Source organism: Aquibacillus saliphilus, assembly GCF_020404745.1.
Classification (GTDB): Bacteria; Bacillota; Bacilli; order Bacillales; family Amphibacillaceae; genus Aquibacillus; species Aquibacillus saliphilus.
In genome coordinates, this window is sequence record NZ_JAIZAP010000011.1 from 81,416 (window position 1) to 104,517 (window position 23,102).

Annotated in this window: 26 protein-coding genes and 1 other annotated feature; of the genes, 8 read left to right on the forward strand and 18 right to left on the reverse strand. The window is 35.0% G+C overall.

Annotated features, from left to right (window positions below):
* From LD272_RS12685 to LD272_RS12715, 7 genes are all read left to right on the forward strand, one after another.
* On the forward strand, positions 1-339 hold the full coding sequence (locus LD272_RS12685; protein ID WP_226036972.1) for a Na(+)/H(+) antiporter subunit C: 339 nt from the start codon (positions 1-3) through the stop codon (positions 337-339).
* Positions 332-1,813 carry a Na+/H+ antiporter subunit D gene (locus LD272_RS12690; protein ID WP_226036973.1) on the forward strand — a complete coding sequence of 494 codons (1,482 nt, stop codon included), beginning with the start codon at positions 332-334 and terminating at the stop codon, positions 1,811-1,813. Before LD272_RS12685 ends, LD272_RS12690 begins: the two co-directional genes overlap by 8 nt.
* A 4-nt stretch (positions 1,814-1,817) precedes the next feature.
* Positions 1,818-2,294, forward strand: a complete 477-nt coding sequence (locus LD272_RS12695; protein WP_226036974.1) for a Na+/H+ antiporter subunit E — start codon at positions 1,818-1,820, stop codon at positions 2,292-2,294.
* Positions 2,291-2,602: a Na(+)/H(+) antiporter subunit F1 gene (locus LD272_RS12700; RefSeq protein ID WP_226036975.1), complete on the forward strand. Its 312-nt coding sequence runs from the start codon at positions 2,291-2,293 to the stop codon at positions 2,600-2,602. Before LD272_RS12695 ends, LD272_RS12700 begins: the two co-directional genes overlap by 4 nt.
* Positions 2,583-2,960 (forward strand): monovalent cation/H(+) antiporter subunit G, encoded by a 378-nt coding sequence (mnhG, locus tag LD272_RS12705; protein ID WP_226036976.1) that lies wholly within the window; start codon positions 2,583-2,585, stop codon positions 2,958-2,960. Before LD272_RS12700 ends, mnhG begins: the two co-directional genes overlap by 20 nt.
* A 163-nt stretch (positions 2,961-3,123) precedes the next feature.
* On the forward strand, positions 3,124-3,825 hold the full coding sequence (sigK, locus tag LD272_RS12710) for an RNA polymerase sporulation sigma factor SigK (protein WP_226036977.1): 702 nt from the start codon (positions 3,124-3,126) through the stop codon (positions 3,823-3,825).
* 81 nt (positions 3,826-3,906) lie between these two features.
* Entirely contained in the window at positions 3,907-4,161 is a 255-nt protein-coding gene (locus LD272_RS12715; RefSeq protein WP_226036978.1) for a hypothetical protein, read from the forward strand.
* Positions 4,162-4,214: 53 nt separating this feature from the next.
* On the opposite strand, the gene LD272_RS12720 is transcribed toward LD272_RS12715, so the two are convergent.
* The 3 genes from LD272_RS12720 to LD272_RS12730 form a co-directional block, all read right to left on the reverse strand.
* Entirely contained in the window at positions 4,215-4,454 is a 240-nt protein-coding gene (locus tag LD272_RS12720) for a YrhC family protein (RefSeq protein ID WP_226036979.1), read from the reverse strand.
* Between the two features lie 75 nt (positions 4,455-4,529).
* Positions 4,530-5,231, reverse strand: a complete 702-nt coding sequence (gene mtnN / locus LD272_RS12725; protein WP_226036980.1) for a 5'-methylthioadenosine/S-adenosylhomocysteine nucleosidase — start codon at positions 5,229-5,231, stop codon at positions 4,530-4,532.
* Between the two features lie 63 nt (positions 5,232-5,294).
* Positions 5,295-5,987 carry a YrrS family protein gene (locus tag LD272_RS12730; protein WP_226036981.1) on the reverse strand — a complete coding sequence of 231 codons (693 nt, stop codon included), beginning with the start codon at positions 5,985-5,987 and terminating at the stop codon, positions 5,295-5,297.
* 228 nt (positions 5,988-6,215) lie between these two features.
* Between LD272_RS12730 and LD272_RS12735 the strand changes: the two genes are divergently transcribed.
* The gene (locus LD272_RS12735; protein ID WP_226036982.1) at positions 6,216-6,464 is read left to right on the forward strand and encodes a hypothetical protein; all 249 of its coding nucleotides are present in this window, start codon (positions 6,216-6,218) and stop codon (positions 6,462-6,464) included.
* Between the two features lie 42 nt (positions 6,465-6,506).
* On the opposite strand, the gene LD272_RS12740 is transcribed toward LD272_RS12735, so the two are convergent.
* The 15 genes from LD272_RS12740 to LD272_RS12810 form a co-directional block, all read right to left on the reverse strand.
* Positions 6,507-8,231, reverse strand: a complete 1,725-nt coding sequence (locus LD272_RS12740; RefSeq protein WP_226036983.1) for a peptidoglycan D,D-transpeptidase FtsI family protein — start codon at positions 8,229-8,231, stop codon at positions 6,507-6,509.
* Between the two features lie 101 nt (positions 8,232-8,332).
* Complete coding sequence (gene greA, locus LD272_RS12745) at positions 8,333-8,809, reverse strand: transcription elongation factor GreA (protein ID WP_226036984.1); 477 nt, start codon at positions 8,807-8,809, stop codon at positions 8,333-8,335.
* Positions 8,810-9,000: 191 nt separating this feature from the next.
* Complete coding sequence (gene udk, locus LD272_RS12750; protein ID WP_226037040.1) at positions 9,001-9,633, reverse strand: uridine kinase; 633 nt, start codon at positions 9,631-9,633, stop codon at positions 9,001-9,003.
* A 30-nt stretch (positions 9,634-9,663) separates the two neighbouring features.
* Positions 9,664-10,299 (reverse strand): O-methyltransferase, encoded by a 636-nt coding sequence (locus LD272_RS12755; protein WP_226036985.1) that lies wholly within the window; start codon positions 10,297-10,299, stop codon positions 9,664-9,666.
* Positions 10,300-10,431: 132 nt separating this feature from the next.
* On the reverse strand, positions 10,432-11,592 hold the full coding sequence (mltG, locus tag LD272_RS12760) for an endolytic transglycosylase MltG (protein ID WP_226036986.1): 1,161 nt from the start codon (positions 11,590-11,592) through the stop codon (positions 10,432-10,434).
* 277 nt (positions 11,593-11,869) lie between these two features.
* Positions 11,870-12,151, reverse strand: a complete 282-nt coding sequence (locus LD272_RS12765) for a DUF1292 domain-containing protein (protein WP_226036987.1) — start codon at positions 12,149-12,151, stop codon at positions 11,870-11,872.
* 16 nt (positions 12,152-12,167) lie between these two features.
* Positions 12,168-12,584 (reverse strand): Holliday junction resolvase RuvX, encoded by a 417-nt coding sequence (gene ruvX, locus LD272_RS12770; protein WP_226036988.1) that lies wholly within the window; start codon positions 12,582-12,584, stop codon positions 12,168-12,170.
* 2 nt (positions 12,585-12,586) lie between these two features.
* Entirely contained in the window at positions 12,587-12,853 is a 267-nt protein-coding gene (locus LD272_RS12775; protein WP_226036989.1) for an IreB family regulatory phosphoprotein, read from the reverse strand.
* A 93-nt stretch (positions 12,854-12,946) separates the two neighbouring features.
* Complete coding sequence (gene alaS, locus LD272_RS12780) at positions 12,947-15,583, reverse strand: alanine--tRNA ligase (RefSeq protein WP_226036990.1); 2,637 nt, start codon at positions 15,581-15,583, stop codon at positions 12,947-12,949.
* 93 nt (positions 15,584-15,676) lie between these two features.
* Positions 15,677-15,883, reverse strand: a binding site (T-box leader).
* Between the two features lie 48 nt (positions 15,884-15,931).
* Positions 15,932-16,999, reverse strand: a complete 1,068-nt coding sequence (locus tag LD272_RS12785) for an AI-2E family transporter (protein WP_226036991.1) — start codon at positions 16,997-16,999, stop codon at positions 15,932-15,934.
* A gap of 243 nt (positions 17,000-17,242) precedes the next feature.
* The gene (locus LD272_RS12790; protein WP_226036992.1) at positions 17,243-17,431 is read right to left on the reverse strand and encodes a YrzR-like zinc ribbon domain; all 189 of its coding nucleotides are present in this window, start codon (positions 17,429-17,431) and stop codon (positions 17,243-17,245) included.
* 116 nt (positions 17,432-17,547) lie between these two features.
* Positions 17,548-19,863 carry an SF1B family DNA helicase RecD2 gene (gene recD2 / locus LD272_RS12795; RefSeq protein ID WP_226036993.1) on the reverse strand — a complete coding sequence of 772 codons (2,316 nt, stop codon included), beginning with the start codon at positions 19,861-19,863 and terminating at the stop codon, positions 17,548-17,550.
* A gap of 131 nt (positions 19,864-19,994) precedes the next feature.
* Positions 19,995-20,672, reverse strand: coding sequence for a tetratricopeptide repeat protein (locus LD272_RS12800; RefSeq protein ID WP_226036994.1), 678 nt, complete (start codon positions 20,670-20,672; stop codon positions 19,995-19,997).
* Between the two features lie 119 nt (positions 20,673-20,791).
* Positions 20,792-21,904, reverse strand: coding sequence for a tRNA 2-thiouridine(34) synthase MnmA (gene mnmA, locus LD272_RS12805; RefSeq protein ID WP_226036995.1), 1,113 nt, complete (start codon positions 21,902-21,904; stop codon positions 20,792-20,794).
* A gap of 47 nt (positions 21,905-21,951) precedes the next feature.
* The gene (locus LD272_RS12810; protein WP_226036996.1) at positions 21,952-23,100 is read right to left on the reverse strand and encodes a cysteine desulfurase family protein; all 1,149 of its coding nucleotides are present in this window, start codon (positions 23,098-23,100) and stop codon (positions 21,952-21,954) included.
* Positions 23,101-23,102: the final 2 nt, after the last annotated feature.

Below are 23,102 nucleotides of genomic sequence, written 5' to 3' on the forward strand. Positions count from 1 at the left end.
ATGGAAATAATCATGTCTATCCTGGCAGGTATTTTATTTACAATTGGAATATACAACTTATTACAGAAACAGTTACTTAGGATTGTTATCGGTACAGCGCTTATATCTCATGGTGCTCACCTCTTCATCTTAACGATGGGGAAATTAAAAAGAGGTGCACCACCAATATTGGAATATGGGATTAGTGAATACTCTGATCCTCTTCCACAGGCATTAATACTAACTTCAATCGTGATAAGTTTTGGTGTGACAAGTTTACTCTTAGTCCTAGCATATAGGGCATCTAAGGAGAATAATACAGATAATATGGATCAATTGAGAGGTAACGAAAATGAGTAATTTAGCAGTTTTGCCAATTGTAATACCACTAATCTCTGGGATTTTATTAGCATTAATTCACAAGAAAATACACCTAGTTAGAATATTAGCGAAAATTTTTACTGGACTTAATTTAATTGTTTCGTTGTACATCATGTACGATGTACAACAGAATGGTTCGATAGTCCTTGAATCTGGAGGATGGAACTCACCCTTTGGTATTGTATTAGTTGCTGACTTATTAGCAATTGTTCTAGTTGTTACAACTAATATAGTCGCTCTCGCTTGTGTTTTCTATGCACCAAAATCATTGAGTAAACAACAAGAAGAATTTTACTTTTATACATTTTTCTTTATGCTTATTACTGGTGTATCAGGAGCATTCTTAACAGGTGACTTGTTTAACTTATTCGTATTTTTCGAAGTGCTATTAATGGCATCTTATGCATTAATCGTACTTGGAGGCGGCAAAGTACAATTACGCGAGTCAATCAAATATGTATTAATTAACCTATTTTCATCGATGCTGTTTGTTACTACCATTGCCTTTTTATATTCTGTTGTAGGTACAGTTAACATGGCCCAAATAGCAGAAAGAGTACAAGAAGTAGACCAAAAAGGAATTCTAACAACAATCGCCATTATGTTGTTTTTCGTATTTGGAACCAAGGCTGCACTATTTCCACTCTATTATTGGCTTCCAAAGCCCTATATTGTTCCAAATCCAGTTGTGTCCGCGCTTTTTGGTGCATTACTAACCAAAGTAGGGATTTACTCAATTCTAAGAGTTTTCACATTAATTTTCGTACATGATCCAGCCTTTACTCATAACTTCTTTATATGGATTGCTGGATTCACGTTGATATTTGGAGCAGTTGGAGCATTGTCAACCAACAACATTAAGCTAGTTGTAGCGTATAACATTATTCCAGCTGTAGGGTTTATGATTATGGGTATTGGTATCTATAATGAGGCAGCCCTTAGTGGTGCAATCTATTACCTTATCCATGATATGATTATTAAAGCAGCATTATTTCTTTTAGTCGGAGCAATCGCATACTTAGCTGGAACCTCGGACTTAAGAAAAATCAGAGGATTAATCCATCAATATCCGTTACTAGGATGGCTTTTCTTTCTATCGGCATTTGTTTTAGCCGGAATTCCACCGTTTAGTGGTTTCATTGGGAAATTACTACTACTACAAGGTGGTCTAGAATCAGGAGAGGTAGTCATTGTAATCATTGCTCTTTTGTCTAGCTTATTAATTCTGTTATCGCTAATGCGAATATTTGTAAGAGGATTCTGGGGTGAAAAGGATGATAGCATCCAAGTGAACAAAAAAGCGGCTCAGAGCTTTACTATACCCGTCGTATTCCTATTATTCTTTTCTGTATTGCTCGGAGTAGGTGCAGAGCTTTTCTATCCGATGATTGAAAGTATCTCATCTTACTTATTAAACCCTGAAATCTATATTGAATCTGTTCTGAAGGAGTAAAATTATGCCACTTCAAATTGTTCTAAATATTATCATTGCTGTGATGTGGATGTTCTTGAGTGAAAGCTATACGTTCTCAGCGTTTATCTCGGGATACTTAATAGGTATTCTACTTCTGTTAGTATTACAGCGATTTATACCTGACTCTTTTTACATGAAGCGTGTATTCAACGTATTAAAATTAGTCCTGTTGTTCTTAAAGGAGCTTATCCTATCTAATTTAGAAATCGTCAAACATGTCTATTCACCCAAACTAGAGATTGAGCCTGGGATTTTTGCTCTTCCTACCGAGTTAAAAAGCAATTGGGAAATCACGATGTTAGCTAACCTAATTACATTAACACCAGGAACACTTGCGGTTGCCATCTCTGATGATAATTCAATTATTTATATTCATGCAATGGATTTAGCCGACACAGAGGAATCCATTCGATCTATTAAAGATACATTTGAAAAAGCAATTATGGAGGTTACACGATGAATACTGTGGCAGAAACAACACACCGGCTAATCGAACTGACAACGATAGTTTGTATTGTAGTTATCGCCATATCGATTATTTTCCTGCTATACAGAATTATTAAAGGTCCAACTAATCCCGACAGAGCTGTAGCTTTAGATGCTATTGGTCTTAATTTAATGGCATTAGCAGGATTAGCTGCTATATTATTAGTTACCACAAACCTAAATGATGTAATTCTATTAATCGGGATTTTGTTATTTATCGGGACAATAGCCATTGCTAAATATTTAGAAAAGGGTGTTATCATTGACAGAGACTTTGATTAATATAGTGTTCGATATTCTAGTAGTATTAAGTTTATTGATAGGCACCTTTTTTATATTTTCAAGTTCAATCGGTTTACTTCGCTTCCCAGATGTCTACACGAGGTTGCATGCCACAACAAAAGCAGCAACGCTTGGTGTTTCTGGTATTATGATAGGAGCATTTATATTTTTATATATTGAACATGGATTAGTAAGTGGTAAGTTAATCTTAGGTATTATCTTTGTTTTACTTACTGCGCCAGTTTCTGCACATATGATTTCACGTGCTGCCCACCGAATCGGTGTAAAGCCTTGGAGTAACACGCAGGTCAAAGATGCTTATCAGGAGGCAATAGACCAAAGAGAAAAGCAAAATTAAATAAGTACTAATCTTTTACTTAGCATTTACCCACTTCGGGTAGATGCTTTTTTATTTAATAAAATCGTCTATAGTTTTTTTCATGGGAGACAGGCACAATTAGTCACTTTTCTACATAAGGTGAATTATAGGCAATAGCCCAATATATAGGAGGTGCATGTGGTTGTCTACCATTCTGAGCGCACTTGCTTTACTAATTAAAGAGGCATTATTTTTCGTATCCTATGTAAAAAATCATGCCTTCCCCCAACCATTATCATCAGAAGAAGAGGCAAAGTACATCGAGAAAATGCAAGATGGTGATGAGCATGCAAGAAATATGTTAATTGAACATAACTTACGATTAGTAGCTCATATTGTCAAAAAATTTGAAAATACGGGGGAAGATACTGAGGACTTAATATCTATCGGAACAATTGGTTTAATCAAAGGGATTGAGAGCTTTTCTAGTGGTAAAGGAACAAAATTAGCCACTTACGCAGCCCGTTGTATTGAAAATGAAATCTTAATGCATTTACGAGCTTTAAAAAAAACAAAGAAAGATGTATCACTCCATGATCCAATTGGGCAAGACAAAGAGGGTAATGAAATTAGCCTTATCGATATTTTACAAGCAGAAAACGAAGATTTAATTGAATATATTCAATTAAATATGGAAGTGGCTAAAATCAGAGAGTATTTAGGCATATTAGATGAACGGGAAAAAGAGGTTATTATCTGTAGGTATGGATTAACTAATGAGAAAGATTTGACACAAAGAGAAATTGCGAAAAAGTTAAATATTTCCAGGAGTTATGTTTCGCGAATTGAAAAACGCGCGCTTATGAAAGTATTCCATGAATATTACCGAAAAGAAAAGCGTTAATTTAAGTTTCCATGGCATTCACCTATACAAAGTCCATTTCTCACGCATATATTGTTAACAAAACCTAAAGGCGGTGAGTTAATGCCATATAGGGGGTATGAACCACAGTATTATCCTTATTCACCTTATGACAATTATGGTGCGGATTACGGATATGAGCACGGACCTGGTTATGGGTATGGTTATGAATACGGACCTGGCTATGGTTATGGGTATGGCCCTGGAGGTGCTGGTTACGGAACCGGTGGCACCGGGATTGGATTCGGTCTTTTAATTGTAGGTATTGTATTGCTTCTAATTCTAGGTGGCGGTTACTATTATTATAATTATTTATAATAATAATTATCATTAAAAAATAAGACCTCTGATTCACTGCGAATCAGAGGTTACTAGTGTTCTAACTGTTCATTTAACTGTATTTGCCATTTTCGTAGTAACAGTGCAAACCAGCCTGAGATTGATAAACTAACAAGTAGCAAACCGATTAGAATGCTTTCTTTTCCTGTTGGAGAAAGAAAAACATTTATAATCATACCTAAATAAAAGTATATACTTAGAATTAATAGAGTAACTAAAAAACGACTATAATCCTCTATTTTATTTTTTATTTTCATTGTTTCTAAATCCATAATATTTCTCCTCCCCTAGTTGCATAATAACACAACAATTGGGGAATGAAGAGATGTAAATGATGGTAAAAACAATTAATCAGAAGGTTGGTTTTTAATTAGATTCATAATTAGATTTGCCGAATTTGTAGCTGCTTGCGTGAGAAATGAGTCAAAAGAAATAGACGATTCTTTCCCAGCAATATCTGAGAGTGCTCTTATGATAACAAAAGGGGTTTCATATCTGTGACACACTTGTGCGATTGCCGCGGCTTCCATTTCAGCTGCCAGCATATCAGGGAACTTCGTGCGAACAAAGTTTACTCGGTCCCTATCTTCCATAAAAGAGTCTCCTGTGGCGATAATTCCTTTTACAGCTTTTATTGAATCCAATATTTTAGTAGATTGCATTGCCTGATCAATTAAAACAGGATCTGCTTCATACATTGCAGGCATACCAGGTACTTGTCCATAAGCATAATTGAATGCAGTAACATCAACATCATGATGTGTGACTCTTGTTGATATCACAAGGTCTCCTACTGTTAAATCTTCAGCAAAACCACCTGCTGATCCGGTATTAATAATTTGAGTAGGTTGGTATCTTTCATGGAGAATAGTCGTTGCCATCGCAGCATTTACCTTACCAATTCCCGATTTAAGCAAAACTACACTTTTCCCATACAAACTACCCTCTATAAATAAACAACCGGCTATTTCTTCTTTTTCATCGATTTTCATATTATTTTCTAACAATTGAACTTCTTCATCCATTGCTCCAATGATTCCTGTTGTCATGATTATTGTCCTCCTGGTTTATTCGCATCATTTCTTTTATCCATTTCACTTGCTATAATTAAATTACTTTTTGTCATTTTCCTTCAATATTTCTACTTTAGTAGGCTGCCAACCTTGATTAGTTACCCAGCTCAGGTAGACGCGATAATTTTCTTCTTGAGCTTTATTAGTAACAGTTCCTATCACAGATTGAGGACCTACTCCATCTACCCACCAAGTAATCATATCACCTTCAACTAATCCTGTTGCATGCCTGAATGCTTTCAATATTTCTTCCCACTCTTGAGTTTCCTTTTTAATTTTGGTTACATGAGGCTCCTCTTGTTCTGTGCCAATCGGACTCCAGTTCCCAGTATAAGCTTCGATTACATTTTCATCATCAGATGACACTGTCTCTGTTTCAAATTGTTCAGATTCTTCAGTTTCTTCTTCATTAGCAGACTCATTATTCTGATTTGAACTAGTCTCTTCTTCAGAATCTACTTTTACATCCTCAGTTTCTTTTTCTTCTAAAGTTTCATCCTCACTACTCACACTTTCCTTGTCACTTTCTGATTCTACTTGTTGATCCTCACTATTATCTTCCTTATCCACGTCAGTTGCTTGGTTATCATCATCATTCCCACCAAAGATAAACAGTGCTATTAATACAACAACTAAGATACCCCCAGCAACAAACAGCCATGATATCCAAAGTGTATTCTTTCTTTTTTTCTCAAATCGGTCAACTCTTGTATTATCAAATTCGTCAGACATCTATGTACCTCCTCTATCTTCTATTTTTATTATACTATGTTCCTTCTATTGAACCAATGCTAGATAATCGAAACTTACTAAAATGAATATTTGTTCCCCTTAGAATATGCCTAATATCGGAATATTGTTATTTTGTCGAACTTTTTCTAGTTTTGGCATATGTGCAGGACTTTTTCCATATATATGTAATTAGAAACATTAGAGATAATTTAAGGAGCGTGTTAGGATTTGAACGTCACAACTTTCGATTGTAATTTGTGGGATTTAACCTTGTTTGAAAAAGTAGGCTATGATAAAAATAACAATGTATTTGTCATTTACTATTTTGATGGTGTTCAAATTGAATTTTCAGAAATAGAAGAACTAACTGTGTATCAATTTATTATTTCTACGAGTAAAGAAGAATTTATAAAGACTGTTCTTCTTCCTAATTATCCATATATACAGCATGTTGGACACATCTCCAAATTTAACTAATATAACTACTTTGTTAAAAACTTCAAAGAGCCACTAATTTTATTATTTATTTTTTTCTAAATTAGTGGCAATTTCTTGAAAAACCTGGTAGTTCTTTGATTCGCCACTTATCTGATCTAGATCTACGACAACTAAAGCATATTTAGGTTTTTCACTTGGGAAAAATCCAGCAAACCAATAATGATTTTCACCATTTCTCCCGGTCTCAGCCGTTCCAGATTTTCCAGCTACTCTTGCTCCCTTTAAACTTTGGCCTGTGCCATTTTCTACTACATCAATTAGCATCCTTTTTAGTTGAAGAGCTGTTTCCTTATTTATTAAATTTTCCTGTTTAATCATAGGTTTGAATTCCATCATTGTTGTCCCGTTATTATATAGAATTTTTTTTGCGATACGTACTTGTCCTTTTACACCATTATTTGCAATAGTCGCCATCATGTTCGCTATTGCTAGCGGAGTAATCTTGACTTCTTTTTGACCAATTGCTGTCTGTAAAATTGCTCGTTCGACAAATTTATCTTCATTATTTCCCCAAATCGTCCCTTGTTCTTCCTCAGGAAATTGGCTAAATTGCTCAAAGTGATACAGATCCCCACTCCAACCGACTGGCTCTAACAGGCCCATTTTATCAGCGTATTTTTCTAGAATCTCCTTATCCGCGTGCATTAACACTTTGGCAATTTCACCAAATGCAAAATTACAACTCAAAGCAAAACTCTCCTGAAAATTCAAGATACCGAGTGTTCGGGCTGCTGTATCATCACCATACAGGTTATTATCACAATCATATGTTCTCTCTAGACTTAATGGACTTTGTTCTATCGCAGCTGCTGCTACCACTGTTTTAAATATGGATCCTGGAAATTCAGCTGTGAGCATTTGGTTCTGTAGTGTATTATCACTATATGGATTACTTTCGTCAATTTTTGGCCTTGATACCATTGCTAAAACATCTCTAGTCTCAATGTCTAAAAGTACTAATCCACCCTTAGTTATTTGATGCTGGTCAATTACTTGTTCAGTCATATACTGGATGTCTGAATCAATCGTTGTTTGAACCTTTACTGGATAAAAGTAATCACCTGTGCCTTGATATCTTAAATTCAACCCTAAGAGTGGATTACCTCTAGCATCTACATGGTATTTTAACGTTTCATCACTGGTTGATACTAAGAATGAATCAAATGTCTTTTCTAGTCCTGAAATACCAATAGGTGTAGAGTCAGCACCATTACCCGATGCTTCGTATCTAGATTTATACTCTTCACTATTTTCACGCACAATACCCAATGTATGACTAGCAATCAAGGGATCTAAAAAAATAGTTCGTTCCACTGCAACAATTCCAGTAATATTTGCTTGTTTCGCTTCTTCATATAAGGATGTACTAACGTCCGTACTTATTATATCGGATAAATAAACCGGTTTTTTCTCTCGTTCGATATGTGTTCTCCAATCAGGGATTAATATATCTAATTTTGCTCGTAATGACTCTGGTAAATCAAGTGAATGTACAAAAGGAAACAAAACAATGTCCTTTTTCGATTCGTTATTCAACCGCTTATTAGCTCTATCTAAAAAAACACCCCTGCCGTTCGATAAAGAAATTTCACTAGAACGTTGCTTTACACTTTCCTCCAATAAATTAACTTGTTCTGGTCCATAGCTTTCTGTTGATAGTAACTGTATATCAGCTAGTTTATAAATAACAAAACAAATGAATAAAGTTATAGTAAGAGCACAAATATATACTCGTGACTTTTTCATTATTTCACCCCTCTCTTAGTTTTCATTATCGACTAAGAGAAAGTTACTTAAACTAAATAAAAAAGATGTTCCATGAGAATCCATGAAACACCTTCTTTAACTTAGCTTACTTTTATAATTTTAACACTCATATCTCCGTCTGGTGTATATACGGTTACTTCTTCACCAATCTCTTTACCCAAAAGGCTTTTAGCAATTGGCGAATCATTAGATATTTTCCCCTCAAATGGATCAGCTTCTGCACTACCTACAATTGTATAAGTTTCCTCATCACCATTAGGTAATTCTTTGAAGGTTACTGTTTTGCCTAATGAAACTACATTAGGATTTTGGTTATCATTTTCGATTATAACTGCGTTACGCAACATATTTTCCACTTGAGCGATTCTTGATTCAACGAAAGCTTGTTCGTCTTTTGCTGCATCATACTCAGAGTTCTCGGATAAGTCACCAAAGTCGCGAGCAATTTTAATTCTTTCAACAACTTCTTGGCGTTTTTCCGTCTTTAAGTAATTCAATTCATTTTCGATTTTCTCTTTTCCCTCTTGGGTCATGTAGTAGCTTTTTTCTACAGCCATTTCAAACACTCCTTTGATCCCAACAATTTCTAATACCGATATTTAGTCCAATAATACCTTTAATAGCTAGCTTAAAATTTATTGATATTCCAAATGATAACATATTTACCGTATATATTGGAATTAAAAACTACTAACAAATATTATGGCTGATTTTCAAAAGATTTTCAACACTTTTCTAAATATTTCCATTAAATCTTATTATCCAATATAGTCTTTATTTTGGTAGCCATTAAATCAATCGCTACATGATTTTGCCCACCTTCTGGAATGATTATATCTGCATACCTCTTTGTGGGTTCAACAAATTGTAGATGCATTGGTCGTACCTCATTAGTGTATTGATCTATAACAGAATCAATCGTACGTCCTCTCTCTTTGATATCCCTTAGCATCCGTCTAATGATTCTCAAATCAGAATCTGTATCAACAAATACCTTGATATCCATCAAATCCAAAAGTCTCGGATCCTCTAATATTAAAATACCCTCTAAAATAATGACCTCTTTTGGTTCAACTTCAATTACCTGTTCAGACCTGGTATGCACTTTATAGTCATAAACGGGTTTTTCAATAGAATTATTATTTAATAACTCATTTACATGTTGTATTAACAAATCATTATCAAAAGCAAGCGGATGATCATAATTCGTATGTAAACGTTCCTGAAAAGGCAAGTGTGACTGGTCTTTATAATAGTAATCCTGTTCAATTACAAGAATAGTTTTATCAGCAAAGCGTTGACAAATAGATCTAGTTACCGAAGTCTTTCCGGATCCACTACCTCCAGCTACTCCTATAACTATTGGTTTTTTCTGTGACATCATTCTTTTAGCTCTCCTTCATTTCTCGCTTCATCTTTTCACGCTAATGGCGACACCATCTCCGATAGGAATGATTGATGTCGTGTACGATGGATGGTTAATTAACCACTCGTTGTATTTATAAACTTTTTTCGCTATGCTGTTTGACCGCTCATTTTCAATAGAACTATCAGTAACCAATCCTTTAAATAGAACGTTATCTGAAATAATTACTGCGTCTTCAGTTAAATATTTACTATATAATTCGAAAAAACGTTGATATTGCCCTTTTGCCGCATCAATAAACAATAAATCATAAGGAGCTTGTTCCTTAATCCGATTAGTCTCTTCTAATGCATCACCAAATATAACAGTTATTTTGTTTTTCTTATCTATTTTTTTTATATTTGATAGGGCTTCTTCGTAACGATTTTTATCCCTTTCAATTGTTACAATAGAAGTTTCTGGAAATGCCTCTACCATACGAAGTGCAGAGTAACCAATAGCAGTACCTATTTCTAGAATTTTATTTGGTTTTTTCAAACGAATTAACTGCATCAGAAAATCTATACCTAGTGGTTCCATAATCGGTACATTATTTTTAAGAGCGTATTCTTCTAATTCATTGACCCATTCAGGTTTTGTATCAATTGTGTCTATTAAATATTGCTCTAGTCGTTTGTCCAATCTTCCTACTCCCTTCGGACAAATTCTTACCTTCATTATATCCATAATATGCTCTAATTATAGGTTAGAGTGATTTTCTAACCGTAAAAAAGCAGGGACAGGACAGACCCCTGCAACCCCTGGAAGGTTAAATTAATCTCTGTCTAAATATTCGTTTACTTTTTGATTATGCTCATCAAGAGTTTTAGAATAGTAAACTTCTCCATCAGCAGCTACAAAGTAAATAAAATCACTTTCTTTAGGTTCCAATACAGCAAGTAATGAGTTTTCTGCGAAATTGGAAATTGGTCCAATAGGTAATCCAACAACTTGATAAGTATTATATGGAGAATCAATTTCCAAATGCTCATACAGCGTTCTGTCCAAATGTTCACCTCGTGCATATGCTACGGTTGGATCTGTTTGTAACATCATATCTGCATCCAAACGGTTGTAAAAGACTCCAGCAATTTTTTTTCGATGTTCCGTAGATCTTGCCTCATTTTCGACTAAAGATGTCAGTGTTAGCACCTCATGTACAGTCCAGTCTGGGTCCATTAAATCAAGATGTTCTGAAACTACATCTTTCGTTTTTTGCAGCATAGAATTAACAATCGTTTCAGTACTAGGGTTTTCTTCAAAAAACTGATAAGTTGCAGCAAACAGATACCCTTCTAAAGGTGTTTTTATGTCTTTATCAAGAATCTCTTCTGACAGAATAGTTGGGTATGTATCTATAAGTTGCTCAATGTACTCAGGGTCTTCCACAGTCTTTAAGAATTCATCTTTATCAACATTAGCTCTCTCCGCATATATTTCAGCTATTTGCTCAATCGTTTTACCTTCTGGAATTGTCACTGTTAAAACCGGTTCTTCTAAGACTCTACCAGTTTGAAGAGTATCAGTAATCTCATTTAATGTCATAGCAGGAGATAGTTGATATTCACCAGCCTGAAAATCAGAAGCATTTTTAAATTTAATATAAAGACGATATACTATACTGTTACTAATAATTCCATTTTCTTCTAGAATTGATGCAATTTGTGATGAGGACGATCCCATTGGTATCTCAACATCTATAGTAGAGTCATCCTCAGGATTTACAGGCTCCAATGCAGACTTAATATATGAATAACCATAATTTGCTCCTACAGCTATTATTATTGTTATAACAATTAACACTATGGCTACAATTCTTCTTGTTATCTTAGCTTCGTTACTCCGTTGGTAAAGTTGATCTTTTTTACTCTTATTTTCCTGTTTGGCTACTTGCTTATTTTTATTTTTGTTATTGTTTTTATTCGACGGTGTCATAGAGTCTCCCCCTTTCATCCGATATATTATACTACAAAAAACATCATAATTTCTAATAATATAATAAATTTCTATTATTATTTAAATAAATAAGTAATAGGTTAATTCATTCATTTACACAAGGGAGAGCTATTTGGTTGTATTGTGAACATCTTTTAACAAGTAACAGGTTTAGGATAATTATTGCCACGCTAACTAATTAATTAGGTGTTAAAAACAAATATCATGCAAAAACCAACCCTTCACAGACTAAGGGAAGGGTTGGTTTTTGAATGATTTAATTTGTTTCTTCATCTGTTAAAGTATTAAGCATTTCTTCAACCATTTCCCATTCTTCCTCGGATTCAATTTGAAATAGGGATAAATCGTCCTCATTATTTTGATCTTCATAACGAAAAGCGAAAACTTCAACTTCTTCATCATCTTTTTGATCCACCGGCACTACTGCAATGTAAGAGTTACCTGTTTGATCAACGTCAAAATTAAACAGTACCTCAAACAGATGTTCTTCACCATTTTCGTCTGGTATGATGATTCTTTCTTTTTCTTCTAATGACATCCTAAAAACCTCCATTTTATTGCTTAGAATCTAAATAGCCTTGCAAAATCATTACAGCTGCCATCTTATCAATGACTTTTTTTCTTTTTTTTCTACTAACATCCGCTTCTATTAACACTCTTTCTGCAGCCATTGTAGTTAGTCGTTCATCCCAAAGGACAGTTGGTAATCCGAACTTTCTTTCAAAGTATTTTGCGAATCGCTGAGATGCCTCTGCACGTTCACCAATCGTTCCATTCATATTTTTTGGTAAACCAACCACAGCTTCTCCAATTTCATGCTCTTTTATAATGGATTCTAATTCTTTTTCGGCAGTTTGATAATCATTTTCATTCCAAAGTATGGTTGTCAAACCTTGCGCAGTCCAACCAAAGGCATCACTTATGGCAACACCAATGGTCTTTTGCCCTACGTCTAATCCTATCTTCTTCATTCTTATGCCTCTTTATTCTGATCGAGATAAAATTTTACCAATTCTTCTATTAGCTCATCCCGCTCAATTCTCCGCATTAAATTCCTTGCATCTTTATGTCTAGGAATATAAGCAGGATCACCTGATAACAAGTAGCCTACTATTTGATTAATTGGATTGTATCCTTTTTCCCTTAATGCTTCATGAACTGTCAACAATATTTCTTTGACATTTTCATCAAAGGGTTCTTCCGAAAAATTGAATTTCATCGTCTTATCCATTGATCCCATAGAAACACCCCACTTTTAATTTACCGTATCGTTCCATTTTATTAATCTAATACATCTATTATAATATATAGTTTTTTGGAATGAAATGGCAAACTATGAATTTGACTTTACATAGCTTTCTGCGTAGTTTAAAGCACTAGCTAATTGCTCTGGTAGTTTACCACCAGCTTGAGCCATGTCAGGTCGTCCACCACCGCCGCCACCACAAATCTTAGCGGTTTCTTTGATTAAATTACCAGCATGATAGCCTTTATCAATAAGATCTTTAGATACACCAGCCGCAAGTTGTACTTTGCCATTGTTTACTGAGCCAAGCAAAATTATACCTGATCCTAGCTTTTGCTTTAACTCATCAACCATATTCCTAAGTTGGTTCATATCCTGAACATCTACTTGTTGAGAAAGCAGTTTGACATCATCTATTGTTTGAACATGATCAAGAATTGATGAAGCTTCTAAATTGGAAATCTTAGCACTTAAAGAATCCCTTTCTCGTTGTAAATCTTTTAAATCTTGAAATAAAGATTCAACTCGTGACGGCACTTTTTCTTCATTGGATTTAAGGAGTGTAGCAGCTTGTTGTAATACTACTTGTTTGCCAGTCATAAAATTATATGCGCCTTTTCCAGTGGTTGCTTCGATTCTTCTCGTTCCAGCTCCAATTCCTGATTCAGAAACAATCTTAAATAAACCAATTTCAGCTGTATTTTGAACATGGCAGCCACCACAAAGTTCAATACTATAATCACCTGCTTTTACAACTCGAACGACATCACCGTATTTTTCGCCAAATAATGCCATTGCACCCATTTCTTTTGCTTCTTCGATATTATGATAATTAATATCTACTTGAATAGATTCCCAAATCTTCTCGTTAACTATTGTTTCTATTTCATTTAACTCCTCACTACTAATACCTCCAAAATGCGAGAAGTCAAAACGCAATCGATCAGGACCTACAAATGAACCAGCTTGATTTACATGTTCCCCGAGTACATCTTTTAAAGCTTGATGAAGCAAGTGTGTTGCCGTGTGATTTTTGATAATCAATGAGCGTGACTTATCGTTCACTACTGCTCTCACTTTTTCACCCTTATGTAATGTACCTTCTTTAACGATTACACGATGTAAGTTTTGCCCTTTAGGTGCTTTCCTGACATCTTCTACATAAGCGGTCGCATCTTTTGTATATATCCAACCTTTGTCAGCAACTTGTCCTCCACTCTCTGCATAAAAAGGTGTCTCTTCAAGGATAACATATAACTCATCTTGTTTATTTGCGGAGTCAGCAAATGATTTATCTTTAATCATTTCAGTTATTACTGTATTAGATTCGACAGTATTATAACCTATAAATTCACTCCTTACATCTACTTCACTAAGAACTCCCTCTTGTATTTGCATCGAATCAGTTTTTTGACGCGCTTGACGAGCTCGATTTCGTTGTTTGTTCATCTCAATTTTGTAGCCTTCTTCGTCTATTGTAAAGCCAGCTTCTTGAACGTATTCCTCTGTTAATTCCTTTGGAAATCCGTACGTATCATATAATCTGAAAACTTCCGTACCTGGAAAGACGTTACTACCATTCTTTTTTTCTTCTTCCATTATTTCTGAGAGAATAGTTAACCCTTCACTAAGTGTTTCATGAAACCTATCTTCTTCTGTTTTAATAACGTTTTGGATAAACGCTTGTTTATCTTTAACTTCAGGATAAAAGTCTTCCATTATTTCTCCAACGACTGGAACAAGTTGGAACATGAAAGGTTTTTCAATTCCTATCAATTTAGCATAACGAACTGCTCTTCTAAGTAATCTTCTTAATACATAGCCCCTGCCTTCGTTAGATGGGACCGCACCATCACCTATTGCGAAAGTAACCGTACGAATATGATCTGCAATTACTTTAAATGCTACATCCAATTCTTTCTTTTCCCCATATCCTACTGTTGATATCTGCTCTAAGCTGTTAATGAGCGGTAGAAACAAATCTGTCTCAAAATTAGTTGGTGTATCTTGGATTACACATACCATTCTTTCTAACCCCAAGCCAGTATCTATGTTTTTCTTAGGTAGCGGCGTATAGGTGTCATCAGGGTTGTGATTAAATTGAGAGAACACCACATTCCAGATTTCTAAGTAACGTTCGTTTTCTCCACCAGGATATAACTCTGAATCATTTGGGTCATTGCCATACTTTTCTCCACGATCATAGAAAATTTCCGTATTTGGTCCACTCGGTCCTTCACCAATATCCCAGAAGTTCTCCTCTAAACGAATAATTCTTTCCTCTGGCAATTTGATCTTGTCTTTCCACAAATAAAAAGCCTCATCATCTTCTGGATGTACTGTTACAGATAGTTTATCCTTATCAAAACCAATCCACTTATCACTTGTTAGAAATTCCCAAGCCCATAAGATTGCTTCTTCTTTAAAGTAATCACCAATCGAGAAGTTTCCAAGCATTTCGAAAAATGTATGATGTCTCGCTGTGTATCCTACGTTTTCTATGTCATTTGTACGGATTGACTTCTGCGCATTTACTAGCCTTGGGTTGTCTGGAATTACTCTACCATCAAAATATTTTTTAACTGTAGCAACCCCACTGTTTATCCAAAGCAGTGTTGGGTCTTCATGCGGAACAAGTGACGCACTTGGTTCTATCCTGTGACCTTTTTCCTTGAAAAAGTCCAGATACATTTGTCGAACTTGTGCTGAAGATAATGTTTTCATGATTGTAACCTCCATTTTATAATTCTGTACTCACTTCAACTAATCATTAACTAAGGTAATTTCTAATACAAAAAACTCCCGTGCCTGCTAAAAAGCAGGGACGAGAGTTATTCGCGGTACCACCCTGATTATGAACACACTTTCTTGTTCATCACCTTGATCGCAATAACGGTGCGAACCGGTGGAGTTAACCACACTCAGAACTAGCTTCCATGACCCTTCATCTAGAATTTCTTTCAGCCTAGGAAATTCTTCTCTTAAGATGGTCTGTCGTGTACTCGTGATCTTCATCGTTTTACATGTATTATACTATGCTATCGGGTATTATAGAGAACATTTTCACTTCTGTCAATTACTAGACTTAAAAGATTTGGTATGAACCAATACTACCTTAACAATCGATAACAACGGAACGGCTATAATCATCCCAATCACTCCCCCTAGTTCACCGCCTACTAAGAGTGCAAAAATAATCAGGATTGGATGAATATTAATACTTTTTCCTACAATAAAAGGGGATAGTAGATTGCCTTCAATAATTTGAACAATAAAGACAGTAATAATGACTAACAAAACCATTTTCATCGAAATTGTAAATGCAATGACAATCGTTGGTATTGCTCCTAGAATTGGTCCAAAGTAGGGAATAATATTAGTTATTCCCATAACAATCGCTAATAATAACGGATACTTCATATCAATAAATAAAAGAATACCATAAGTTGTTAAACTTACAAAAAAGCACACAAGTAACTGACCCCTAATATAATTACCTAAGCTTTTATCTATTTCAATAAATAACTCTTTACCTTCATTCCTATACTTTTTGGGTGTTAGCTTCCATAATGTTCTTTTAATTAAGTGAAAGTCTTTCAGCATATAGAATACTAAAACCGGAATCACTGCTAAAATGATGACAACATCCATAATTTTCGTTAATTGTTTAACTATACCTGTTAAAAGGTTACTTATAAATCCCTCCATTTCGTGGAGAAATTCATCCATCTTATCATGGACAGTTTCCGGTAAAAAAGATGTTTTTTCATAGATACCGTAAATTGTCTTACGATAGGAATCGATAAAATCTGGCAGGTTTTCATTCAAGTCCTTTAGTTGATCAATAAAAGCAGGGTATGCTTTATATATGATGTAGCCAATGACTCCAAAAAATAAAAAATAGATAGAAATGATTGCTAACCATCTTGGGAATTTGTATTCATGTAATTTCTCTATCACTGGATGTAGCAAAAACGCAATTAAACCTGCAATCAAAAACGGAGTAAGAATTCTAAATAAAACCGAGAAAAAACTACGGTAAAAAGGAAATAAAATCGTTAGTAGATAGATAAAAAGAAATCCTAGAATACCAATTAAAATCCAATATAAGAATTGTATTGACTTATTTTGGTTAAACATAGTGAAATGCTCCTTACAACTGGTTTTTAAAATTAGTATTCGTTGACAACAAGCTGTCTAAACATTAGATATCGTTTAAAAATGAAAAAACCTTTAACAGCAAGGGTCGCTGATAAAGGTTTTTTCATTACTCATTTACGATGAATCTACTTTTAGTGTATTAAAAACAATTCTTTTCCTCGAAGTTACCATTTTATTGATGTATGGTTAACAAATATTCTCCTATAATTAAAATTACGGAGTTTACCATTGAGATTTTCTTTCATCTTCGGAGAATAGGTCATTTAATGAACTTAAAGAGCCATCTGGTTCTACTTGATGTAAATCTAATACACCATCAAGAACAGAAAGTTCAATAAAACAATTCCAACAATAATATTGCTGACTTCCTATTTTCCCAATATCCTTTCCCTTGCAATTAGGGCAGTGCATACTTCTAGTCACTCCTTGACGTTTCATACGTTTCATAAAGTTTACTAGCAAGTATGCCCAAGACAGATATTTTTATACAATTTTAAAAAACAGTTAATTTTCACTAGTAGCTTTAATTACTCCAAAAAGTCATAAGGAGTAAGTTGCTCCTCCTCTTTTTCTTCAACTATTGGTTCACTTGCTATTAGAGAAATTCTTTCAGACAATGAAGTATATCGTTTATTCGTATCTTCTTCTTTTACACCAAATAAAAATGCTCGTTTATCTCCACATATAACTAAAGATTTCTTACCTCTTGTTATAGCTGTATACAGCAGATTCTTCCTCAACATTCTTCGATAACCAGAGACAACTGGTAGTACTACAATTGGAAATTCACTACCTTGTGATTTATGGATAGATATACAATACGCATGCATTAAATTGTTTAAATCTTTTCGCTCGTAGTTCACCTCTTTTTCATCAAAAAGAACTACTACTTGCTCAGCTTGTTCACTACCTTCATCTTCTTCCATTATAGCTGTTATTTCACCAATATCACCGTTAAAAACCCCATCTTCAGGCTGGTTTACTAGTTGAATAACCTTATCTCCAGTCCGGAATGTAGTGTCTTTTGTTTGCATTTCTCTTCGTTGATCACTTTTTGGATTAACCAACTTTTGAATTTCTGCATTTATCCTGTGAATTCCCGATTGTGTTCTGTACATCGGAGCTAGCACTTGTATATCTCTAAGGTCGACACCTTTATCATAAGCCTTTTTCACAATTTGGATAACTACATCAACAACTTGTTGTTCTTTGCAGGGAATAAAATTAAAATCAGTTTCTTTTTCGAGTGAATCAATCGAGCATTGATTGTTTTTAATTTGATGTGCGAGTTGGATGATTTTAGAACCTTCTTTTTGTCGATAAACCTCTTGTAGATTTACTGATGTAATAACACCACTTGCTAATAAATCTGCTAGTACTTGTCCAGGTCCAACAGATGGAAGTTGGTCTTCATCACCAACAATTAATACTTGCATATCGTCAGGAATAGCTTTAAACAATTGATTTGCTAGCCAAATATCTACCATAGAAAACTCATCGACAACTAACAACTTACCAGAGAGAGGATTTTCATCATCCTTTTCAAACTTCTCATGACCATTCCAACCTAGTAACCTATGAATAGTCAAAGCGGGTAAGCCTGTCGATTCATTTATTCTTTTTGCAGCTCTACCGGTTGGTGCCGTTAATATAAATGGATAAGAAGTCTTATCGTCATAATCTTCAGGATCGAGTGATAGTCCATGAATCTGGGCATATGCTCTTATAATACCTTTTATAACTGTTGTCTTCCCTGTACCAGGGCCACCGGTTAAAATCATCAGTTTTGACGAGAGTGCCTGTTCAATTGCCTCAAATTGTTCAGTCCCATAACTTAATGATTCCTCATCCTCAATCTCACCTACTATTTTCATTAGCTCTGCTGGTGCCACATGCTCCTCTACTTCTTGCTGATAGATTCTCCTCAGTTGCGAACAGAAACCACTCTCAGCGTAATATAAATGTGGCAAATATACATTTTCTTCTTCAATAATCACTTTTTTTTGTTCATGCAATTCAATTATTTCTCGGGAAATATCCTTAGAAGATATATTCGAAGCTTGTCCGTTTAATAGAGTATCAATTGTTTGTAAATGCTCACTTAATGGTTTGTAAACATGTCCATCTTGAACACTTCTATGAAGAGTATATATACATGCAGCTTGAATTCGGCTCGGGTGATTGAGTGGTATATTATTGAGTTTGGCAACCTCGTCTGCCCTTTGAAAACCAAAACCATCTATATCGAAAACATATTGATACGGATTTGTTTGTAGAACTTCAATGGCGTTTTCTTTATACACTTGATAAACTTTTTGTGCCATTTTCAGTCCGAATCCGTAGGAGGATAAATTTACGACGATGTGTTCAAATCCCTGATGTTCTTGAATTTCTTTAGATAACCGATTAGCTTTTTCTTTAGATAAGCCTGGGACTTCGTTCAATACACCTGGATCATTGAGAATTTTATTAACAGCACTTTCCCCTAACTTACCGACAATTTTTTCAGCCGTTCTCTTCCCAATTCCAAAAAATAAATCACTAGATAGATATGCGACTATCCCGTCCTTCGTTGTCGGTAAATATCTCTTATAATGTTCAACTTGATATTGCTTACCAAACTTCTTATGCTGTTGGAAATAACCATGGAACAAATATGTTTCACCAGGCTCTAGTTGTGAGAAATATCCCTTGATAACGACTTCCTTTTCGTCCAGAGATTCATTTGTTTCAGAAATAATAATTTTGGCAATGGAAAAATGCTCATCGGCATTTTCAAAGATCGTATGCATGAGTTCACCTTGAATATAGCTTTCCATTGTAGTACTACTGTTATTTTCCATTGCCGCTAAATCTCCTTTTAGGGTTGTTAAGTACTTTACTAGATACCCAGCAAGCACCTTTTTGAGGCTTTGCTCTAGCTATATCTTCATGCCTATACTTATTGTTTTTGTGAATTATCGACGCAAAAAAATTATTCGTCAGTGTTTTTTTGTTCGTTTAACATTTCCTCTATTTTTTCTTTTCCATTTGCTGCTAGCATATGGTCTGGTTGAATATCTAACGCTTTACTAAAGCTTTCCAATGCTTTAGTTACATCCTCTTGATAAAGATAAGTCACGCCTATATTATAATGCCCATCACTATGATCTGGGTTAATTTCTAAAAGACGCGTAAATTTCTCATGTGCTAACTCGACTTGGTTCGTTTGAGCTAATGATAATCCATATTGAAATAGAACTCCTTCATCATCTGGACTAAGCTCTTCTGCGCGTTGAAAATAAGGAAGTGCAAGTTTTTGATGATCTTGACTCTGAAGAGTTAACCCAAGCATTAAATAAGCATCGCCCTCATCTAATCCTAAATCAATTGCACGTTGAAAGTTATCTTGAGCTTTTTGAAAACTAGATTGTTCAAAGTAGACTGTGCCAAGCCCATAATATGCAGTAGCGACATTAGGGTCTAATTCTATACCTTTTTGATAAAATCGTTCTGCTCTCTCGAAATCATTCATATGCGCTAATAAATTTCCGAAGTTTATATAACCCAAACTATCGGTAGGATTTTCTTCAATCGATTCAGTAAATACCCTTGCTGCTTCCTTGAAATTCTGTTGTTTCATAAGTTCAATACCTTTATTAATCTTGTCCATACATACACCCCACTGAATTAAATATCTTTTATTAGTCTCATGAAAGACGGGACAGACTTACTCGGAACTTTATGTCCTTTAGTCTGTCCCAAGTCCTACTTATAGAGAAGTGCTATCTTTTAACCAACGTAGTCTAAATATTTCTCGTTTTTGATAATCTCGTCAATAGTTCCCCCACCTAAACAAACTTCATTTTGGTAGAATACGACAGCTTGACCAGGTGTAATCGCACGTTCTGCTTCCGCAAAATCCACCTGTACTTTACCATCACCCATTGGAACTACCGTAACTTTACTATCATTTTGACGATAACGGAATTTCGCTGTACATTCAATTTTTTCTGTTGGAGACTCTCCACTTATCCAGTTAAGCTGCGATGCTATTAATCCATCTGAATATAGAAGATCATTGTGAAAGCCTTGTTCCACATATAAGACATTATCTTTTAAGTTTTTACCGACTACAAACCACGGATCACCAGGGCCACCAATGCCTAGTCCCTGACGTTGGCCAATTGTATAATACATTAAGCCTTGATGCTGACCTTGTTCAACTCCACTTAGTGTTGTCATTTTTCCTGGCTGCGCTGGTAAATACTCGCTAAGGAATTCTTTGAAATTTCTCTCGCCTATAAAACATATCCCAGTACTATCTTTTTTATTTGCGGTAGCAAGATCATGTTCAGCCGCAATCTTTCTAACTTCCTTTTTCGGTAAGTGTCCAAGAGGAAACATTACTTTAGCTAAAACATCTTGAGATAATTGATTCAAAAAATACGTTTGATCCTTATTATCATCTACACCACGAATCATTTGATATTGATCATTTACTTTTTCAACCTGAGCATAGTGTCCAGTAGCAAGATAATCTGCTCCAAGCGAAATAGCATGCTCTAAGAATGCCTTAAACTTAATTTCCTTATTACACATCACATCTGGATTCGGTGTTCGTCCTGCTTTATACTCATCTAAGAAATAAGTAAATACTTTATCCCAATATTGCTTCTCAAAATTAACTGCATAATAGGGAATATCTATTTGGTTGCAAACTCGAACAACATCGTCGAAGTCTTCTGTTGCCGTACATACACCATTCTCATCGGTATCATCCCAGTTCTTCATGAAAATTCCTACTACATCATACCCTTGTTGCTTTAATAGTAATGCAGTAACCGATGAGTCAACTCCACCACTCATTCCAACTACAACACGTATGTCTTTCCTATCTTCCATGTTGCTCACCACCTTTTTAGCTAGTTCAGTTTATTTAGCCCGATTGGTCAATTATTCCTAGTCAACCGTTTCACTATCGATGCCACTTTTTTTGCTGCCTCTTCAACGTTTTCTATAGAATTCGCGAGTCCAAAACTAAAACGAATTGAATTCACTGTTTTCTCGCTTTTTGAACCATACATCGCAGATAATACATGAGATGGCTCAACTGATCCGGCAGTACAGGCACTACCACTTGATGCAGCTATTCCCGACAAGTCAAAATTGGTTAACAGCGCTTCTACATTCGCGCCTGGAAAACTAATGTTAACAATTGTATCTACTGTTTTCTTACTATCACCATTGACAGTAAATTTCACTTCTTCGTCTTCTAAAAGCTGAAGGAAAGATGTTTTATACTGTTTATATAAGTTTAACCTTTGTTCCATCTCATTATCAACTAACTGAACAGCAGTTTGAAATCCTTTTATTCCAGCCACATTTTCTGTGCCTGGACGACGTTTTCTTTCCTGTTGTCCCCCATATTGAAGCGACTCAATTTGAACACCGTCTTTTATAAACAAAAAACCTACACCTTTAGGTCCATTTATTTTATGAGAAGATGCAGTTAACAAGTCAACACCAAGTTCATTAACATTTAAATTCATCATTCCATATGCTTGTACAGCATCGGTATGGAAGTATGCTTGATGATTTTTAAGCATTTCTCCAATTTCTGTAATTGGTTGAATAACACCCGTTTCATTATTGACTGCCATAATAGAAACAAGTATCGTCTCATCTGTTAATGCATTTTTTAATTCAGAAACATCTACTTGTCCATTTTCTAATGTAGACAAATAAGTAACTTTGAATCCCTTTTTCTCTAGATATTCAGCAGCATGTAATGTCGCATGATGTTCCATTTTAGTCGTTATAATGTGGCTTCCCTTCTGTTTATTCGCAAATGCTGTACCTATAATAGCTAGATTGTCAGCTTCAGTTCCACCACTAGTAAATGTAATTTCCTTCTCACTAGCATGTATGCTAGCAGCTATTACTCGTCTTGATTCATCGATTATTTGTCGTGCTTTACGACCGAAATGATGAATGCTGGAAGGATTACCATATACTTCATTAAAAACTGGTACCATTGCTTGGATCACCTCTGGATGCATCGGTGTAGTAGCTGCGTGATCTAAGTAAATTGGGTTCATCT

Excerpts from the sequence above, each read along its gene's own strand:
- recD2 (WP_226036993.1), bottom strand. The coding sequence starts at position 19,863 with ATGGAAAATAACAGTAGTACTACAATGGAAAGCTATATTCAAGGTGAA.
- LD272_RS12715 (WP_226036978.1), top strand. The coding sequence starts at position 3,907 with ATGCCATATAGGGGGTATGAACCACAGTATTATCCTTATTCACCTTAT.
- greA (WP_226036984.1), bottom strand. The coding sequence starts at position 8,809 with ATGGCTGTAGAAAAAAGCTACTACATGACCCAAGAGGGAAAAGAGAAA.
- LD272_RS12740 (WP_226036983.1), bottom strand. The coding sequence starts at position 8,231 with ATGAAAAAGTCACGAGTATATATTTGTGCTCTTACTATAACTTTATTC.
- ruvX (WP_226036988.1), bottom strand. The coding sequence starts at position 12,584 with ATGAAGAAGATAGGATTAGACGTAGGGCAAAAGACCATTGGTGTTGCC.
- mnmA (WP_226036995.1), bottom strand. The coding sequence starts at position 21,904 with ATGGAAGATAGGAAAGACATACGTGTTGTAGTTGGAATGAGTGGTGGA.
- LD272_RS12700 (WP_226036975.1), top strand. The coding sequence starts at position 2,291 with ATGAATACTGTGGCAGAAACAACACACCGGCTAATCGAACTGACAACG.
- LD272_RS12695 (WP_226036974.1), top strand. The coding sequence starts at position 1,818 with ATGCCACTTCAAATTGTTCTAAATATTATCATTGCTGTGATGTGGATG.
- LD272_RS12810 (WP_226036996.1), bottom strand. The coding sequence starts at position 23,100 with ATGAACCCAATTTACTTAGATCACGCAGCTACTACACCGATGCATCCA.
- LD272_RS12765 (WP_226036987.1), bottom strand. The coding sequence starts at position 12,151 with ATGTCATTAGAAGAAAAAGAAAGAATCATCATACCAGACGAAAATGGT.
- LD272_RS12730 (WP_226036981.1), bottom strand. The coding sequence starts at position 5,987 with ATGTCTGACGAATTTGATAATACAAGAGTTGACCGATTTGAGAAAAAA.
- LD272_RS12790 (WP_226036992.1), bottom strand. The coding sequence starts at position 17,431 with ATGCACTGCCCTAATTGCAAGGGAAAGGATATTGGGAAAATAGGAAGT.
- LD272_RS12720 (WP_226036979.1), bottom strand. The coding sequence starts at position 4,454 with ATGGATTTAGAAACAATGAAAATAAAAAATAAAATAGAGGATTATAGT.
- mtnN (WP_226036980.1), bottom strand. The coding sequence starts at position 5,231 with ATGACAACAGGAATCATTGGAGCAATGGATGAAGAAGTTCAATTGTTA.
- LD272_RS12690 (WP_226036973.1), top strand. The coding sequence starts at position 332 with ATGAGTAATTTAGCAGTTTTGCCAATTGTAATACCACTAATCTCTGGG.
- LD272_RS12785 (WP_226036991.1), bottom strand. The coding sequence starts at position 16,999 with ATGTTTAACCAAAATAAGTCAATACAATTCTTATATTGGATTTTAATT.
- udk (WP_226037040.1), bottom strand. The coding sequence starts at position 9,633 with ATGTCACAGAAAAAACCAATAGTTATAGGAGTAGCTGGAGGTAGTGGA.
- LD272_RS12685 (WP_226036972.1), top strand. The coding sequence starts at position 1 with ATGGAAATAATCATGTCTATCCTGGCAGGTATTTTATTTACAATTGGA.
- LD272_RS12800 (WP_226036994.1), bottom strand. The coding sequence starts at position 20,672 with ATGGACAAGATTAATAAAGGTATTGAACTTATGAAACAACAGAATTTC.
- alaS (WP_226036990.1), bottom strand. The coding sequence starts at position 15,583 with ATGAAAACATTATCTTCAGCACAAGTTCGACAAATGTATCTGGACTTT.
- LD272_RS12775 (WP_226036989.1), bottom strand. The coding sequence starts at position 12,853 with ATGGGATCAATGGATAAGACGATGAAATTCAATTTTTCGGAAGAACCC.
- mltG (WP_226036986.1), bottom strand. The coding sequence starts at position 11,592 with ATGACACCGTCGAATAAAAACAATAACAAAAATAAAAATAAGCAAGTA.